At 42.5% G+C, this 15,888-nt stretch carries 16 protein-coding genes and 1 tRNA gene; 10 read left to right on the top strand and 7 right to left on the bottom strand.

Annotated elements, in window-relative coordinates:
* The first annotated feature begins 28 nt into the window (after nucleotides 1–28).
* Complete coding sequence (locus ACP5L5_RS02270) at nucleotides 29–1,498, top strand: hypothetical protein (protein ID WP_428761510.1); 1,470 nt, start codon at nucleotides 29–31, stop codon at nucleotides 1,496–1,498.
* 204 nt (nucleotides 1,499–1,702) lie between these two features.
* Nucleotides 1,703–2,194 (top strand): hypothetical protein, encoded by a 492-nt coding sequence (locus ACP5L5_RS02265; protein ID WP_428761317.1) that lies wholly within the window; start codon nucleotides 1,703–1,705, stop codon nucleotides 2,192–2,194.
* 87 nt (nucleotides 2,195–2,281) lie between these two features.
* Here ACP5L5_RS02265 and ACP5L5_RS02260 read toward each other — a convergent pair whose 3' ends face one another.
* Entirely contained in the window at nucleotides 2,282–3,490 is a 1,209-nt protein-coding gene (locus ACP5L5_RS02260) for a glycosyltransferase family 4 protein (RefSeq protein WP_428761315.1), read from the bottom strand.
* A gap of 355 nt (nucleotides 3,491–3,845) precedes the next feature.
* Here ACP5L5_RS02260 and ACP5L5_RS02255 point away from each other — a divergent pair, with 355 nt between their 5' ends.
* The 3 genes from ACP5L5_RS02255 to ACP5L5_RS02245 all read left to right on the top strand — a co-directional run bounded on the left by ACP5L5_RS02255 (nucleotide 3,846) and on the right by ACP5L5_RS02245 (nucleotide 6,189).
* The gene (locus ACP5L5_RS02255; protein WP_428761313.1) at nucleotides 3,846–4,445 is read left to right on the top strand and encodes an adenylate kinase; all 600 of its coding nucleotides are present in this window, start codon (nucleotides 3,846–3,848) and stop codon (nucleotides 4,443–4,445) included.
* Nucleotides 4,446–4,501: 56 nt separating this feature from the next.
* On the top strand, nucleotides 4,502–5,026 hold the full coding sequence (locus ACP5L5_RS02250; protein ID WP_428761311.1) for a DJ-1/PfpI family protein: 525 nt from the start codon (nucleotides 4,502–4,504) through the stop codon (nucleotides 5,024–5,026).
* Nucleotides 5,027–5,118: 92 nt separating this feature from the next.
* A complete protein-coding gene (locus ACP5L5_RS02245; protein ID WP_048056852.1) occupies nucleotides 5,119–6,189 on the top strand; it encodes a sn-glycerol-1-phosphate dehydrogenase in 1,071 nt (356 codons plus the stop codon).
* On the opposite strand, the gene ACP5L5_RS02240 is transcribed toward ACP5L5_RS02245, so the two are convergent.
* The 3 genes from ACP5L5_RS02240 to ACP5L5_RS02230 form a co-directional block, all read right to left on the bottom strand.
* A complete protein-coding gene (locus ACP5L5_RS02240; protein WP_428761310.1) occupies nucleotides 6,186–7,076 on the bottom strand; it encodes an inorganic phosphate transporter in 891 nt (296 codons plus the stop codon). The genes ACP5L5_RS02245 and ACP5L5_RS02240 overlap by 4 nt on opposite strands.
* A gap of 61 nt (nucleotides 7,077–7,137) precedes the next feature.
* Nucleotides 7,138–7,920: a sulfide-dependent adenosine diphosphate thiazole synthase gene (locus ACP5L5_RS02235; protein ID WP_428761308.1), complete on the bottom strand. Its 783-nt coding sequence runs from the start codon at nucleotides 7,918–7,920 to the stop codon at nucleotides 7,138–7,140.
* 373 nt (nucleotides 7,921–8,293) lie between these two features.
* Nucleotides 8,294–8,371: transfer RNA gene (locus ACP5L5_RS02230), tRNA-Asp, on the bottom strand.
* A 238-nt stretch (nucleotides 8,372–8,609) separates the two neighbouring features.
* Here ACP5L5_RS02230 and trxA point away from each other — a divergent pair.
* Entirely contained in the window at nucleotides 8,610–9,032 is a 423-nt protein-coding gene (gene trxA, locus ACP5L5_RS02225) for a thioredoxin (protein WP_428761306.1), read from the top strand.
* Nucleotides 9,033–9,066: 34 nt separating this feature from the next.
* On the opposite strand, the gene ACP5L5_RS02220 is transcribed toward trxA, so the two are convergent.
* A complete protein-coding gene (locus tag ACP5L5_RS02220) occupies nucleotides 9,067–10,386 on the bottom strand; it encodes an aspartate aminotransferase family protein (RefSeq protein WP_428761304.1) in 1,320 nt (439 codons plus the stop codon).
* A 196-nt stretch (nucleotides 10,387–10,582) separates the two neighbouring features.
* Here ACP5L5_RS02220 and ACP5L5_RS02215 point away from each other — a divergent pair, with 196 nt between their 5' ends.
* From ACP5L5_RS02215 to htpX, 3 genes are read left to right on the top strand one after another with little or no spacing between them, the layout of a single operon-like run.
* A complete protein-coding gene (locus ACP5L5_RS02215) occupies nucleotides 10,583–12,037 on the top strand; it encodes an acetate--CoA ligase family protein (protein ID WP_428761302.1) in 1,455 nt (484 codons plus the stop codon).
* Nucleotides 12,028–12,741, top strand: coding sequence for an acetate--CoA ligase family protein (locus ACP5L5_RS02210; protein WP_013604101.1), 714 nt, complete (start codon nucleotides 12,028–12,030; stop codon nucleotides 12,739–12,741). Before ACP5L5_RS02215 ends, ACP5L5_RS02210 begins: the two co-directional genes overlap by 10 nt.
* 46 nt (nucleotides 12,742–12,787) lie before the next feature.
* Nucleotides 12,788–13,759: a zinc metalloprotease HtpX gene (gene htpX / locus ACP5L5_RS02205; RefSeq protein ID WP_428761300.1), complete on the top strand. Its 972-nt coding sequence runs from the start codon at nucleotides 12,788–12,790 to the stop codon at nucleotides 13,757–13,759.
* Nucleotides 13,760–13,803: 44 nt separating this feature from the next.
* On the opposite strand, the gene ACP5L5_RS02200 is transcribed toward htpX, so the two are convergent.
* The gene (locus ACP5L5_RS02200; protein ID WP_428761298.1) at nucleotides 13,804–14,082 is read right to left on the bottom strand and encodes a hypothetical protein; all 279 of its coding nucleotides are present in this window, start codon (nucleotides 14,080–14,082) and stop codon (nucleotides 13,804–13,806) included.
* A 184-nt stretch (nucleotides 14,083–14,266) separates the two neighbouring features.
* On the opposite strand from ACP5L5_RS02200, the gene ACP5L5_RS02195 reads away from it, so the two are divergent.
* Entirely contained in the window at nucleotides 14,267–14,746 is a 480-nt protein-coding gene (locus ACP5L5_RS02195) for a hypothetical protein (protein WP_428761296.1), read from the top strand.
* A gap of 65 nt (nucleotides 14,747–14,811) precedes the next feature.
* Here ACP5L5_RS02195 and ACP5L5_RS02190 read toward each other — a convergent pair whose 3' ends face one another.
* Nucleotides 14,812–15,876, bottom strand: a complete 1,065-nt coding sequence (locus tag ACP5L5_RS02190) for a DUF1152 domain-containing protein (protein WP_428761295.1) — start codon at nucleotides 15,874–15,876, stop codon at nucleotides 14,812–14,814.
* Nucleotides 15,877–15,888 lie beyond the last annotated feature (12 nt).

Genomic DNA, 15,888 nt, shown 5'->3' with positions numbered 1-15,888 from the left:
ATCCATGCATTGAGTTGTTTAATTGGCTATGGCTCAGGTTAATGACTTGAGGATTTGCTGGGGTGTTAGGCGAGGAAAAAGGCTCGTTTGCAAGGAGCCGGTCACGGATGAGGCCGTTATCAAGGAGGTTCTGGAGTTGGTCGATGAGTTGAGGAGGAGAGTTGAGGTGCATAGGGGCAAGCTCGGGACTGCTGCATTCATAGGCGAGTTGATCAATTTGCTCGAGCGTTGGCTCGAGGAGCATAAGAATGACAAGGGCAAAAAGATCAAGGAGGCCAAGAAAATCGCTAAGAAAATGATTAAGCTGTTGAGGAAGCTCAAGAAGAAATGGGTCGAGAAGTACTGGAAACGACTCCTCGAACTGATGGAGATGCTCGAGAAGAACGCAACAGACATAATCGTGACCGGTGGGAACGACAGCAATAGGTCGCTCACGGTGCACCTATATAATGAAGATATAGCGGTCATAGTGAGTAAGGTCGCTAAGAGCGGAAGCATCACGATAAGCCTATCGCTATCTAAGCTCGAGGGAGATGACGTCAGGGTGACCAACACCTTTAGCGATGAGGAAGCCCTAAAGGCCATCCAACGCGGTTGGGAAATAACGGATGGAGGTATTATGAATGGTCATTCAGCAATGGGTACGAGCCAGCCTTGGCAGGTGGTCCTGTGGTCGCTTGCTTACCCTGGTAAAATCCACATGTACATAAACAGCATAAACATAAATGGGGATGGCGCATCAATCATGTGGCATTTAATTGCCAAGGACCACAAGGCGAAGCCGAAGAAGGTGGTTGCAAAGGAGGTCAGGAACTTTGATGAGGAGAAGCTCAGAGTGTTCTTGGCACCGGCGGTTTGGGGTGATGGTGATGTTAATGTTGGTGAGAGGTATGTGAAGTTGATAATAGGCTTAGCTAAGTACGAGCTGTGGCTAGGCATAATCGAGAGACTAGTCAACGAGCTGGGCTTCACGATGAAAATAAGAGATTACAAGGCCGAGGTTGGGATTAATTCGAGCAATGCCGTTAGGCTGGCCAGGGATTGGCTCTCGGTGCAGGACATCAAGGAGTTGATCGAGCTTGGCGCAAGCTTGCCCGGCGGTGAAAAGCTCAAGAGGATAATCGAGCTTGCCAACATGGAGATTAAGGAGTTGGGCAGTAGTTCAATTACGATACCTGGGACGGACATACGCATGACCATATGCATCGATGGTCAATGTAGGGTTGAGCTTAGGGCGAGGAGGAAGAGCAAGGATGAGGCGTTGTGGATAATTGAGGAGCTTAGGAGGGCTGGTTGTGAGTCGTCATTGCGTGTGGCTGGAAGGTACTACGAGGTTGCGATACTTCATTCGGAAATTCAAAGTAAACCGGAGCTAAGGGAGCCAGTCTGCAATCGCCTACTTGAGTGGTATGAGGAGTTACCTAGCGACAGCATCGAGGAGAAATGGAGGTTTGCTAACGCCATGAGGAAGCTCGGCTGCACAGATGTCGGCAAATAACCCGCCCAAACCCACGGGCCAGTAAAAATATATTTTTTCTCTTTCTCTCCCCTTCATCAAACACAACAACAAATAAAAAAGCAAAAGCACAAAAGAAATAGAAACTGGTAAACCGGCCAGGATTCGACCCGGGTTCTGCGGCTCGGCAGGCCGCCATCCTAGACCAGGCTAGACTACGGCCGCGGGGTAAACAATGGTTTATGGATGGTTTTAAGCATTAGCCTAGTGCTAATGGCCGACTACGACATACCACCACCGCCAAGCCCGAGCGGTTACGTGCCAATATACACCTTCGCCTTTGAGGTTAACGGCCAAATAACACCAACAATAACCTTCGTAAACTCGAACGGAAAGCCGCAAGGCATACTGACCTATGTGTACACGGCACCTGGTGTTAATTGGACGAGCTGGACATGGTTAGGCGGCATGTTCAATGGGACAGTCTACATAGGCGGTCATTACGCCTTCCCAGATCCCTGGACGCACTTTGGCAATGGTACTATGTTCATAAAGTTCATAAAGCCAGTACCGTGGGTCTTCGAAGCACCACAGCAGATGCCGGTCTACACAATGACCTCATCCATGATGCAGAGCACATCAATGTCGAGCAGCTCATCAAGTAGCTCAAGTAGTTCCAGCAGTTCGAGTTCTAGTGGTTCATCCAGTGGTTCAAGCACACCAATGCGGGGTGGTTAATCAAATTGCTAATAAATTAATTACGTCAAAATTCTATCCCTTTTCCCTTACATTTTCCTATCTCTTCTACCCGTATGCTCTAATCTATTATTTTAACCATAGTGTGGTCCATTTACTATTACTGTATTCCTCAAGCACGTCTTGATAAACCTTCTTCGTCCAACGGGCAATCGACCGCCAGCTGTACCAACGACTTACGGATTCCCTCGCATTCCTTGCTATGTTCTTCCTTAATTCATCATTACTAAGCAATATCTTGGCCGCATTAATTATCTCATCAACGTTGTTAGGTGTTACTTTAACGCCGTTATACCAGTCACGCACGATCTCATCAGGCCCGCCAACCCTGGTCGTGATTACCGCTAAACCTGCGGCCATGGCCTCGAGTATTGTTATTCCAAAGGGTTCGTACCTACTGGGTAGTATTGCCAGGTCTGAGACCTTTAATATTGAGTATAATGTCTCATCATCAACCCTACCAGTGAAGTAAACCTTATTCCAAATATTCCAGTCATGGACGAGCCCCATCAAGTACTCCCTCATTGGTCCATCACCAACAATAAGAAGCTTCAAATTCCAATCCCACTTAAGCAACTCCTTAAATGCTGTCAGTACCAGGTCAGGTCCTTTCTCATGAACTAACCTACCGACAAAAACTATAATCCTTTCACTAGGCATTGCATAGAGGTCCCTGAAGCCAGGCTTCACGCTCACCGAGTCTATGTAGGATACATCAATGCCATTGGGGATCATTATCAATTTATCCTTTGGAACCCCATGCACTGTGGAGACCTCATTAAGCATGTAATTACTGCAAACAATGACCTTCCAGGCTTCGTAAGTAGTTCTCCACTCCCATGAATGAATTATGAACTGCTCCTCATTATGAATACCACTGCGCCTACCAACCTCGGTAGCATGTATCGTAGCTATTAAGGGCTTACGTAATACATGCTTGAGCACTATTCCAGCAGGTCCCGTTAACCAATCATGGACATGAATTAAATCAAACTCCCACTCATCATATAGTCTAAGGGCATCCTCAATCATCTCCTCATTGAAATTCAATACCCACGTAATGAAGCCGGTTGATCGAAACCTAAATGGATCAACTCGCCTAACGTGAACTCCATCGACTTCCTCAGAAGGTGATACGCCAGGTAGTGATATACTCATCACAGTGGTATCAACACCATCCCTAATCAAATGCCTAGTAATGTGATAAACATGCCTTCCTAATCCACCAACCATATGGGGTGGATATTCCCAACTGAGCATTAATACGCGTATTACCACGGGGTATTTTTATGACATATTTATTTAAAGTTAATTTAAGGTAATTTATTTCGGGCTAAGTATGTCTTTTTATTCTGTTCAATCCCCCTTATGAATATCTCACTTCTCCGTATCACGATCCTTAGTGCCTTAGAGCTACTAATCCTAATATTGAGGTCCTTACCATAGATACCCTTAAGTACTCAATGACTCTTGATCTTAATGAATAATAAGCCACAAGGCTTGGAGAGGTTTGATAGAATTAGGGACTTAATTAGTATATAGTTACGGGCATTATTTCTTAGTGTTATTTAAAGTCTATAGTGATGAATGCCGTGTAATAAAATTTAAAATTAATGAAAAGTGGTCTTAGTACGTGAAGATCATACTTGTTGCTGTGCCAGGTAGTGGTAAATCAACAACGTTAAAGTTCGTTAAGGAGATGCTGCCTGACATAGTGATAGTGAACTATGGTGATTACATGCTTGAGATCGCAAAGAAGCATTATGGAATTACCAATAGGGACGATATGAGGAGGAAATTACCGGTTGAGGAGTATAGGAAGGTTCAGGAGCTTGCTGCTGAGGAGATCGCGAAACTACCTGGTGATGTAATTATAGATACTCACGCAAGTATTCGAGTACAAGGAGGCTTTTATCCAGGTCTTCCTGATAGGATAATAACGAAGTTAAAGCCGGATGCAATTGTACTTATGGAGTTTGATCCAAAGGATATAATGGAGAGGAGGGCTAAGGACGTGGGGCTTAGGGATAGAGAGTCTGAGTCGCCTGAGGATATTGAAATGCATCAATTAGCCAATAGGTATTACGCCTTTGCAGCAGCTAATGCAGGGGAGTGTACCGTTTATATACTTGACTTTAGGAGGAAACCCCAGTCGAAGCCCTTTGAGCATGCTGAGATAGCTGCTAAGTTTGTTGTTGATTTAATAATGAGGAATAGAGGCTCAAGTAAATAATTCTTTCCTATCAAGGCGCGAAATACTTAAAATAGTATGACATTTCGAAGGCTTGTATGAAGGCTTTAATAATCGTTGCTGATGTATCATATAAGGGGGAGTACTCAATGGCGGTACAGGCACTTAGACAATTAGGTATGGAAGTTAGTACGGGGTTAGTAAGTAAATCCGTGAATGTAAACTTCGACATTGATCTCACAGGTGGATTAAGTGAGGGTATTCTCAGTAATTATGACGCTGTGATCTATATAGGTGGTTATTGGGCCTACTACGCCAGTACCGGTAAGGAAATACCTGGTAGGATTAAGCCCATGGTTAATAAGGAGGTTTTTGAGGAAATACTTACTCAATCGGTAAATGGTGGTAAAACAACGATACTACCCCTGGCAACACCAGCCTATGCAGCCAAGCTGGGTTTACTAAAGGGTAAGAAGGCAACTGTTTACCCAACGACGGACTTAATAACCATACTCAGGAATAATGGTGTTGAGTATATTAATGACAACTTTGTGATCGATGGCAGTATAATAACCCTGAAGAAAGTAACAGTGGAATCGCTCACCAAGGCACTTAGCAAATAAATACGTTTCATAGTTTTCATGATATTAAGCATCATATTATTGATAAGAGCAAGGAATAGTTTAAATTACCATATACCTCGCCTTAACTAGTAATGGCTTCACCACAACGTAAATCACTGGAAATGTATGAGATTCCCCGAGTCGTGGTATTTGGACCCAACGCCATTAGTAAGGTTCCTGAAATATTAAGTAAAATTGGACTTAATGGATTAAGAGGGTTAATTCTCATTGGTCCTCACTTTGGCAAGCACTTAATTGATAAGATTGAGTGTAGGATTTGTGATGTTGAGGAGATTAGTGAAATAAGTCCTGAGGGAATTATTGAATTATCGAATAAGTATGCCCACATTGTTGATTATATAATAGCCCTAGGTGGTGGTAGGATAATTGATTTCGGTAAGGCCATGGCTCACATAATGAATGCACCATACGTGTCAATACCCACGATAGCGTCTCACGACGGTATAGCAAGCCCTTATGTATCACACATACTTCAGTTAGATCTTAATAAGTACGGTCTCGGCAAGGTTCAGAGAACTCCAATAGCCATTATTGCAGATACGTCAATAATACTTGAAGCCCCAAGGAGGTACCTACTGGCTGGTGTTGGTGAATTGATTGGTAAGTTAATAGCTGTTAAGGACTGGGAACTAGCCGTTAGAGTTAAGGGCGAGGAATTCAGCGAATACGCCGCAGCCCTTGCAAGGGATAGCGCGTTGATAGTCCTTAGGAATAGGGATAGGTTGAAGATACATGGCGAGGAGAGTGTGAGGATAGTTGTAAAGGCGCTACTTGGTTGTGGTGTCGCTATGGCAATTGCCGGTAGCTCAAGGCCGTGTAGTGGTTCCGAGCACCTATTCAGTCATGCTATAGATTTACTAGCGAGGGAAAGGGGGTTCAGACCTGCACTGCATGGAGAGCAGGTGGCACTTGGTGCAATAATGATGGCGTATCTACATGGTATGAGGTGGAGGAGGATAAGGTCGTTCCTACAGAGCTTAAATATACCCGTTACGGCTAAGGATCTTGGTCTTGATAGGGAAATAATAATTGAGGCATTAACAATGGCACATAACGTTAGGCCTGATAGATTTACTATATTAGGAGCGGGCTTGTCTCGTAAAGCCGCCGAAAACCTAATCGAGATTACAGGTATTGCTTAAATAACCTTAATTAGCAGGTAGCTAAATATTAGGCCTACGATTATTGATGCTATAAAGCCGAGTATTAACTCATTGAAGTATCTAAGGTTTATTATTCTGAATCTATGAGCAGCTCCAACACCAACTAGACCGAATGATGTCGTTACGGTGACGGGCATGGGCACGGAATAAAGAGTGCCGATCTCCATGGCAATAAATGAGAACAATTGCACAGTAAAGCTGGTTAACGGGCCTATTGTGAATAAGCCAGTACTAAGCCTATATAATGTTCTCCAACCAATTAATAAAACACCCATCATTGAACTAATGATTATTAGTAATAGGCCTCTATAACTAAAGCCTAATAATGCCCATAGTAATCCAAGGTTATTTGCACCAAAGGAGAATGAGAGTAGAAAGACTGTTAGTATGGATAATGCCCTATAAATACTTATGTGTTTAAATGATATTCTCGAAAATGCGCTAAGAAATTTGTAAAGAATATATGAGAGAAACATTACTATTATAGGCAGAGATAACCAATAACTAAGTACAAAAATTGCATTGCTCATTATGTGGCCTAGTGCAAATGAAGCACCGACTAGGCTTGCGTATAAGGAGCCTGTTAGTGACATTGGGACTTTCATTCCCTCACCAATTATGAATATAATTATGGCAACTGCCATGGCAACCAGGGCTGCATCACCACTCACTATATTGGCCTTCATATAAGTACCCTGCAACCATAATCCAAGTACATAACCAAGTAACGCAATTACTAAGGCATATTTATAATCAATTGACCTAGAACCCACGGCAGCTCCAGCATTAGCCGATAAATTATTCCCGGATACTAAAAATGAAAGCAAAAACGCTAATGCGTAGTTCACTATTAACGTATACGTCATACTAATAAACAAGAAACGCCCTCTACTTTTAAATTCAACTATTCTATGTATGCAAAATGCACTACTTTAAATCATTAATTATTAATTCAGCCACCCTCTTCCCGCTCATAATCATTGAACCAAATATTGGCCCCATCCTCGGCAATCCGTAAACGGCAGCAACGGCCATACCAGTCACGTAAAGGCCATTCACGACCTTACCTGTGTATTTAACGACTAAGTCCTCAGCAATTGCGGCATTCGCTGAGCGTTCACCAAGTACCTTCAATCCCATGTTAGGATTCTTCCTGGCAGTTACATTAGCGATTTCTGCATCATGCCCCGTAGCATCAACCACGGCTTTGGCTTCTATGAAGAACGGGTCCGTATGCATATTGGCCATCTGTATTGTTGACCAATAAACAGCTAGACCAGCAACTCTAGGTGGATTGTCCCTAGTTATAACATCCTCAACGTGGATTCCAAGAAGGAACTTTGTTCCAGCATCCATAGCCTTAACAGCCAACTTGACAATTAATTCAGCAGGGTCAATGGCGAATAATCCATCGCCCATGTCCTGAAGCCTAATGCCAAAGTCCTTACTTAGGATCTCAGAGGCTGGGTACTCAATGACTATGCTTGGTAAGTGGCTTGCAGCGCCACCGATACCACCACCAAATGACAACCTTCTCTCAAGAACTATTGTCTTCAAACCAGCCTTTGCCAGGTAATAAGCCGCAGTCATGCCTGAGGGACCGGCACCAACAATAGCAACATCAACGCTTGAATACTCATCAAGTATTTTCAAGGCGCTCCTCATTATCGCACGGGTAATGCTTGACTCTGAGATTGATACTCCCACCATGCAATCACCAAGTTATTATTCACAAATAAACAAGTTATAAATTAATTCCCCCGATAAAGTTCATGAAGAAAGGAGTAATTAAGCACGTAGCATCCTGATTAAAATCAAAACTTACCTGGTGCCCACATGAGGAGGTTAAGCTGAAGAAACAAAGTGGCTGTCTCAAAGTCTACGTGAACATAGAAAAATAAGGAAACACCCAGAACTTTAGAAATACGTTTAATGAGACAATGACCAAGGGCAACATCAAAAGAACATAGGGTAATAACCAGGGCAATGGCTAACTTATTAAACAGCTAACAACCCCACCCAAGGCCTTCAGGCTCAAAACAAAACCGCAAATAATAATAAAATTTCAATTTCTTTAACACTTTGGCGCCCCGGCCGGGATTTGAACCCGGGTCTGCGGCTCGACAGGCCGCCATACTAGACCGGGCTATACCACCGGGGCTTATGGTGGAAAGGCTTGAGGAAGTTTTAAATTTTTTGGCTCGTTATGGTATTAAGATTGGTATTCTATTTGAATTCTATTTTGCATTTTAAACAAAAGCAGGAACATAAAGAAAAGACCCTTGGATGTAAATCTTCCTTAAAGTACGTGCTCTATTATGCGTGGGTCTCTATTTAGTCGTTTCCTGTCTAATTACTGACTGAGTAAACACTTTAAATTGCCAATTTTTTGTCTTGGTATGACGGTGAATAATACAAGTAATGTAAATAATAAGGAGGATGATGAATTGAATAAGTTATTGGAAAGGAGAGCTAGGGAATTAGCTAGGGCGGTTGGTAATGAGCCTGTTGAGTTGGATGCGGATAATTTTGATAATTTTATCAGGAGTAAGAGGGTTGTGGTTGTGGACTTTTGGGCACCCTGGTGCGCTCCATGCTTTTTACTCGAGCCTATCCTAAAGGCCTTAGCTAAGGAGATGCCTTGTGTTGGTTTTGGTAGGTTAAATACGCAGGAGTGGCCTGATGTTGCGGCAAAGTATGATGTAATGAGTCTGCCTACGGTCATCATATTTAGGGATGGTGAACCTGTGGATTTCGTGATTGGTGCAGTGCCCAAGAAGATAATTGCTGATAAGATAAGGAGAATCCTTAGCGAGAATTAATGATTTAAATTACTTTTAACAAGATCATGGTTAATTACTTGATATTCTCCTCCCTCTCTACTTCACCTAGTGATTTATCGAGTACATCTATCGCCTTATCAATATGTTCCTGCTTAACAGTTAGTGGTGGTGCGAACCTAATGACGTTACCATTCCAACCACTGGTCACGAAGAGTACGCCTCTCTTCAATGCTCTATTAAGACATACGTCACTTGTTTCCTTCGTCGCTGGCTCCTTAGTCTTCCTGTTCTTAACAAGTTCAATACCGATCATGAGTCCTAATCCCCTGACATCACCAATGAGTGGATGCTTATCATAGAGCTCCATCAACCTCTTCATTGCATACTCGCCCATTTTCTTGGCATTACTTAATAATTCCTCCTTATGCATGTTATAATAATCAATTGTCGCCTTCACAGCAGCCATTATTAACGCTGATGCGCCAAAGGTCGAATGCTCATCATTTGGTTGCATTGCTGATGATAATTCCTTCCTAGTGACTACAGCTGATGCCGGCAATCCACCAGTCATTCCCTTAGCAGCTACGACAATGTCAGGCTTAACGTTAAATTGTTCAAAGGCCCAGGTGGTGCCTGTCCTACCCATACCCGTTTGAACTTCATCAAATACTAGTAATATGCCGTATGTATCCAATACCTTCTTGAGCTTCTCGAAGAAATTCATAGGCGGTACTACGATACCACCAACACCCTGTATCGGTTCAGTCACTAAACAACAAGCGTCTTTAATGGCGACATAATTTATGTAATACTCAATAGTCTCGACGGCTGCCTTGCTGCATTCCTCGGGTGCCATTTCGCCAAATGGACACCTGTATGGGTATGGGAATGGAGCTATTAATGTACCCGGTGGTAATGGGCCATACTCCTTTCTCCTCATTCCATGGTATGAACCGGTTAGGTATGTCCTACCGTGATAGCCACCCATTAGGTACATCACGTATGTACCCTTCGTATACCTCTTTGCAATCTTCAGCGCTAATTCAATGCCCTCAGAACCACTTAACTTGAAGTGAACCTTATTATACATTGCCTTATCAGGGAAGAGGCCTAGTACTGCCTTCGCGGCGTTTAGTAGCTCCTCAGTGTACCAATTATAACCATTGCCAGCTATTAATCGCTTGGCCGTTTCAGTAATGGCATCAGCGAGACCTGGTGGATTATGGCCAAGCAGTGCCGTGGTTACTACGGTCATGAAGTCTAAGTACGTATTCCCATCAACATCATAAACATAAATATCGCGGGCCTCCCTGACGACGATCTTATGGGTTGGGTATATATTCGTCATTAAATATTCGTCCAGTTCCTTAAGGATTTCCTCGGATCTTCCCATCGAGTTAATTAAATGTTTCTCCTTTTAAGCTTAATCTATTAACTACTTCCTCTATAAGATATATAATATGTTTTCCTAAAATTCTCTATTTTTCTTTAAGATTTTTCCATTAAGGTGTTCAGTCTATAAAAATACATAGATTATTTATATATCTAGAAAGGTTTTTAAGAATAAGCGTGAATTGCGTCCGGTTCTTATGGAGGAACAGAAGGCACAATCACAAGAGGGTAAGATTGCTGAAGTGTCATTAGTAACTGCCTCACCTCTTGACTTATTATTTAATCCAAAATCGGTGGCAATTATCGGAGCTACACCTAGGGAGAATAGTGTTGGTGGTGTAATAACTAAGAACCTGCTCACTAGGTTTAAGGGTAAGGTTTACCTAGTTAATCCTAAGTATGATGAAGTTAATGGCATTAAATACTATAAATCAATACTTGATATTCAAGACAATATTGACCTGGCAGTCATAGCAGTCCCAGCACCTGCAGTGCCTAAGGTCACTGATGAATGCATCAAGAAGGGTGTTAGGATTGCCATAATAATTAGTGGTGGTTTTAGTGAGGTTGGTGAGGACGGTGCAAAGCTCGAGGAAGAGCTCAGAAGAGTTGTTCAAAACCGCATTAGAGTACTTGGACCTAATTGTATTGGTGTTTACAATGCATTTAATGGCCTAGACACATTCTTCCTGCCTGAGGATAGGATGGGTAGGCCTAAGCCAGGTCCTGTGGCTCTTATAAGCCAGAGTGGTGCTGTGGCTGGTGCAATACTTGATTGGGCAGCCAGGAGGAATATTGGGGTAGGCCTCGCCGTTAACTATGGAAATAAGCTGGACATTAACGAGTCTGAACTCCTTGAGTACTTTGCTAAGGATAATAGGGTTAAGGTTATTGTTATGTACATGGAAGGACTGAAGTATGTTGGAGAGGGTAAGAAACTCCTTGAGGTGATGAAGGAGGTATCCAGCGTTAAGCCAATTGTTATTTATAAGGCGGGCAGGACTAAGGCAGCCACGGGAGCCGTTAAGTCCCACACAGCGGCATTGGCGGGTAATTACGAGATATACCATGCGATGCTTAGGCAGGCTAATGTCATAGAGGCTGATAACTTAACTGATGCATTTGATATGGCTAAGGCATTGGCAACGCAACCATTGCCAAGGGGTAACAGGGTATTGGTGATAACGGACAGTGGCGGTATGGGTATACAGTCTGTGGATGCCTTGGACATACGTGGACTACAAGTACCGGAATTATCTGAGAGTCTTCAGGAAATCTTGAGGAAGCAGTTACCTCCATTATCCGTTACTCGTAACCCAATTGACTTGACGGGTAGTGCCACGGATGCCATGTACAAATTCGTGCTAGACACAGTACTACCAACGAGTTATGTAGATATGGCGTTAATAATAGCCCTAATGCAAATACCTGGTTTATCAATAAACCTGGGCAATTACATAATTGAGGCCAAGAGATTCAATAAACCAATAGTTGTTGTTAGCTTTGGTGGTAATGAATACGTGGCCAAGTTCGAGAGTAATCTAGAGGAGAATGGCATTCCTGTTTACCACGCGCCTCATAGAGCCGCAAAGGCACTGTGGGCCTTATATGAATACTCAAAGATAAAAGGCGTAGCTAAGGAATGGTGGTGAGGGTTATGAACCCAATAGTTGCTAAGGCCCTTGAGGAGGGCAGGTATAAATTACTCGAACATGAATCCTTTGAGCTTCTTAGGCAGTATAACATACCAGTTCCTGACTTTGCACTTGTTCAGGATGTTAATGAGGCGCTTAAGGTTGTTAAGGACATAGGTTACCCAGTGGTACTTAAGGTTGTTTCTCCAGACATAATCCATAAATCCGATGTTGGTGGTGTCATTCTCAATATAAATAATGATGATGAACTTAGGAACGCCTGTGATAGAATTAAGAATAATATTAAGGAAAAGGCCCCATATGCCAGAATCAGTGGTTTCCTAATACAGAGGATGGTGCCTGAGGGTTTGGAGACGATAATTGGCGCCACAAAGGATCCAATTTTCGGTCATGTAATAGCCTTTGGTCTTGGTGGTATTATGGTCGAGGTTCTACAGGACGTGAGCTTTAGGATAGTGCCTATTACCGAGGAGGATGCCAGGGCAATGGTTAGGGAAATAAAGGGCTATCGATTATTTAATGGTTATAGGAACATGCCTGCCAGGGATGAGGAAGCCATAATATATGTAATAACGAAGTTCTCAGAACTCCTATCTGATAACCCAAACATTGTTGAGGCCGATCTAAACCCAGTCATTGTACTTGAGAGGGGTAAGGGGGCTTACGCAGCCGACGCCAGATTCATAATCAGATCAGTGTAATCTACGTGAGTTAGGTTTAAAATTAATGCCGTGCCTCTTGTCTTGTATGAACAAGGCACTACTAGTATTCAGGTTAAAGATGGCACTTGCAATAATAGCAATATTACTATTGGGTGCGGCTTTTACGTATGGTGTCATTTTGTTACTAGATCCATCACTAGGTGGTGTTGCGTTAGTTACGAGCTTAATAATAATGGCTTTCTTCTTAACATTACTACAATGGCTTATTGGACCGTTTTTGATAAATGCCATGTATAGAGCCCATGAGATTAAGCCTGATGACCCAACCTACGGCTGGGTCTACGACATTATTGCCGATGTCGCTAGGGCTAATGGCTTCAAGAGTGTGCCGAAGGTCTATGTGGCTGATGTACCGTTTCCCAACGCTTTCGCTTACGGAAGCCCAATAGCTGGTAAGAGGGTTGCAATAACACTGCCTCTACTGAAGATATTGAAGCCAGGTGAGTTGAAGGCTGTTCTTGGTCATGAGATTGGCCACCTTAGGCATAGGGATGTTGAGGTTCTGATGGCTGTCGGACTATTGCCCACAGTTATTTACTGGCTTGGTTGGTCGCTTTGGTGGGGTGGTTGGTGGGGTGGTTGGTCAGGAGGCAGGAATAATAATGGTGGTTTACTGCTTCTCATAGGCCTGGTATTACTTGCTGTTAGCTTCCTATTCCAGTTATTTGTTCTGTACATAAATAGGTTAAGGGAGGCTTATGCTGATATTAATGGCGCATTGACTGTGGAGAATGGTGCACGTAATCTTCAGAGAGCCCTTGCAAAGATAACGCTTTACATGGATCCAAACATGGTGAAGAGGACTACAAATGGTACATTAAGGATGTTGTTCTTTGCACCACCAGTTAGTGCTGAGTATATTGAGAATAATGTTGATGACTTGATAGAGTATTGGAGACATTACAAGCCGTCAATTTGGGAGGAGTTATTCATGACGCATCCGCATCCTGCAAAGAGGATACAGATGCTTGATAGGTTAGCTGAGTCCTCACTGTAATTCTCATAATTAATTGAAAAATAAATTTAATTCATAAAATTTATTTAATCTTCTTTTATGGCTGATTGGAGATAGAGGACCCTATATTTATCTCTAAATTTAAGTAAGGCGAAGGTAAATATTTGTTCGCCGTTGATGTAATTACTTGTGGCTGTAACTCTCACGTACTTAGCGCTATTAATGTCCTTAGCCACATTACCATCTATGTCAAAGAGTGTCACATCGTTAATGCTTAATCCAATGCCCGTCAATACATCCTTAATACAATCTATCACTAATGACTCATCAACATCATAGCACCTACCACCCATGAACTCACTCATCACCCTACTATGTAATTCATATATCCGCTTATCTAAATTACTCATCATACCTATCATCACTATACCACTAAATATACCTTATCTGCTCGTTACTTACCGTAAAGTCAAGCTTAAACCTCTATGGCAAAGAATTTATTATGAGCCTTAGGTAATGCTTATTTTTAACCAGGCATTATTTATTTTGATGGAGGTCATAAATACAGGTAAGAACGTTATGGACATGCTCAATGATCTTCTCAATGATCTCAGTAGAGATGATTTATCACTTATTGAGAGGTTGCCCTATGTACGAGAGTATGAGAGGTATAGGGACGTGATTACAAACATACTTAGGGAATTTCACATAGCGTTGGTTCTCGTTAGGGTGACGTTTAATGATGGTTCTCGTAAAGGTTACGTATTCCTAATAAGGGGTGAAGGTGGTGAATTGGGTAAAATACCTGTGTCAGGTATTGTTGAGGGTTATGTAGTGAGTGTGAAGGGCGGCGATAAGAGGAAGCTCCTATACAGCCCAGTATCCTTTAGTAAATCTGATGATGTTGCTGCGAGGATTATGGAATTCGCAAACATGTATAGAAAGGCTGAGGAAAGAATATCGCAACTCCAGCTACTTCGTGAAGCTGAGAAAGACTATGCTCTCTTTTATGAAGAGGCTGGTGATTAACGCATTTAAATTGCGGAATTAATACTGAGTTCTGTATGACGATCACGCCCTTAACTGAGGTCTACTTAATGATGAGTACTGCCATGCTGATTACTCATTAACTGCACCTGAGACTTTAATCTATTCTTTATTTCCTTAATCATTAAGTAAGCCTCTTCAGGACTCGGTATCTTTGACTTAGTCTTATAATATCTATAGACCTCTTCCTCAAAGTTAAGCTCGGTCATTACACCCTTACTATTTAATGTTCTCATTGCATCCCAAGGATCCCTTGCATTAATCACTAAATTGGCTAGCGGTAAATCACTAATGATCTTCCTGAGGTCTAGGTAGTAAGTTATTGATGATGATATATCGAGCTTCACATTCTTAGTGCTTCCTCTTATCCCAACGTTTCCGTGATGCCCCTTAGCAGCCCTATACACTAATCCACTGGCCTCTGTTACTGCCTTACTTAGAATGTCCTCAAGAAGCATTAAATCGCCTCGTGTTGGTCCATAGGCACCTAGAAATGCACACTTACTGGCTAATTGGCTTATTCTCATTAGCACGTAATCCCTATCTAACTCACCATCAACACCAGGACCTGCAATACCAAGTACTACCTGGGCGCCAGTATAATCTTGAACCTTACTTAAAACAGCAACTGAGTAACTATCAGTAAGTGGGCTATATAGTCCATCCTCATTACCTAAGGCTAACACATCACCACCAACATCAATGCCTATTATGGCATCAAATCCATACTTATTCACATACGTACTTAATTCTCTAGCTACATCATTTACGGAGCCCGAAATGCTAATACCTAACCCATCATCCTTAATTACACTTAATACATTGGCTATTTGAGGTACAACACGCCTACCCTCCCTAATTGCATAAGTATCTCCATCAACCATAGCTAAATAATTACCAAAGACCTCGGCGTTTCGAAGCTCCTGCACTCTAATTGGCCCAGGTACAATATCATTAATATATCTCTCCCAAAGAACTGCACCAAGCACGGCCTCCTTCCCCTCATTCACAGCAAGACTATATGTAATTGATGAACCGACAACATCGCCTCCACCGCCAATTCCAATTACCAAGACACTCCTAACATTAAGTCCAATAATTTCGTTAATCACGGATTAAAGGTT

This window comes from Vulcanisaeta sp. (assembly GCF_049966235.1).
Classification (GTDB): Archaea; Thermoproteota; Thermoprotei; order Thermoproteales; family Thermocladiaceae; genus Vulcanisaeta; species Vulcanisaeta moutnovskia.
This window is presented reverse-complemented; position numbering and strand designations above follow the sequence as displayed.